The sequence below is a fragment of the Streptomyces sp. H27-H5 genome (assembly GCF_026627505.1).
Lineage (GTDB): Bacteria > Actinomycetota > Actinomycetes > Streptomycetales > Streptomycetaceae > Streptomyces.
This window is the reverse complement of sequence record NZ_JAPNLK010000246.1, coordinates 1406-2963: the sequence shown is the minus strand read 5'-3', so window position 1 is coordinate 2963 and position 1558 is coordinate 1406. Positions and strand designations below refer to the sequence as shown.

At 67.8% G+C, this 1558-nt stretch carries 1 protein-coding gene; it reads right to left on the bottom strand.

All coding sequences use genetic code 11. The features are described 5' to 3' along the window. A partial coding sequence (locus tag OTB19_RS42405; RefSeq protein ID WP_267804194.1) for a transposase occupies nucleotides 1–1558 on the bottom strand: 1558 nt, incomplete at both ends.

The window sequence follows — 1558 nt, the reverse complement described above, 5'->3', positions numbered from 1 at the left end:
AGCGGAGAGAGCCGGGAACGGATCTCCGGGGAGATGCTGACGCCGCCGGTCTCCAACTCCTTCACGGCGGCGTCGATGTAGAGGCTGTTCCAGAAAATTACTGCGTTCAGGGCCATGCCCAGGGCGCCAAGCTGGTTTTCCATCCCGTCCTTGTAGGCGTGGCGTATCTCGCCCAGGCGGCCGAAGAACATCGCGCGGCCCAGCGCGTGGCGGCCCTCGCCGATGTTCAGCTGCACGCCGATCATCCTGCGGTACGCCTCGGAGTCGATGAACTGCAGCAGGTGGAGCGTCTTGAAGATCCGGCCGTAGGCGGCGAACGCGTCCCCGAGACCGGTCATCCGATCGCCGTTGTTCATCATCCGCAGCAGGTCGTACGCGCGCACCGTGCCCGTCGTCAGAGAGCCGGCGACGCGGAGCATATCTTCCCAATGGCTCGCAATCCTGGCCACCTGGATCCGCTGGCGCGAGAGGGGCTCCAGCGGCCCGTAGTTGGCGGACATCTCGAAGCGCCACAGCCGGGCGTCGGAGATGTCGGCGATGCGCGGGGAGAACTGGTAGCCGCAGATCGCGAACAGCCCGAACACCAGGTCGCTGACCGACCCGGTATCGGTGATGATCATCTCCGGGCGGACCGGCCCGTCCAGGTTGAAGACCGCGTCCAGGATGCCCAGCGAGTCGCGCAGGGTGCCCGGCATGACGATGCCGCCCAGACCCATGAAACGGTCCGAGACCACGTTCAACCAGGTCAGTCCCCTGCCTGTCGAGAAATATTTTGGGTTGGGCCTGGTGTGGATCGAGCGCACCGGCACGGTGAAGCGCATCCCGTCCGCCGAGGCGACGTGACCGCCGCCCCAGTCCTCGGTGAGCCCGATCCCGGACTGCGCGCCGACCAGCAGCCCCGAGGCCGCGCGCAGTCCGGACAGGTGGAAGTAGCCGTGGTCAGCGGCGGTCAGCCGGCTGCGGGTCAGCGCCCGCTCACCGGGCTTGATCACCGGCTCCATCCCGATGTTCGTCGACTTTTGCACCAACAGCGCGGTCAGCGTCAGGTCGAGGTCCTCGGGGCGGGCGACCTGGCCACTCACGTGCTCGATCGCGTCGTACATCCCCGTCCTGGCGTGGACCTCCAACAGCAGCTCGGGGTAGTCCACGCGCGGCATCATCGCCTGGACCGCGTCGTGTACCACCTGGTAGCCGGCCGGGAGTGGGTCGGCGTCCAGGCGGTCCAGGCTGATCCTGCCGTTCACGATGTCGACGGCCGCGTTGCCCGGCAGACTCTCAGCGACGTGCCGGTACATCTCCTCCAGCAGCACCTCCAGCTCGCCCAGGTGCTCCTCGGCGGTGCCGGGCAGCTCCAGCGCGGTCAGCACCTTGGGCCGGGTGACGGCCCAGGCCGGACCGGACAGCAGCCGGGCCCGGGGGTCACCCCACACATCGGCACCCAACGCGAAGACGTCCCGGCGCTTGAGCGCGGTCAACAAAGCGTCCAGGACGCAGAACGTCCAGGCGTGCTTGTCGATCAACCCGTTCACCGCCAGCAACGGGTTGCCCAGCACCAGCC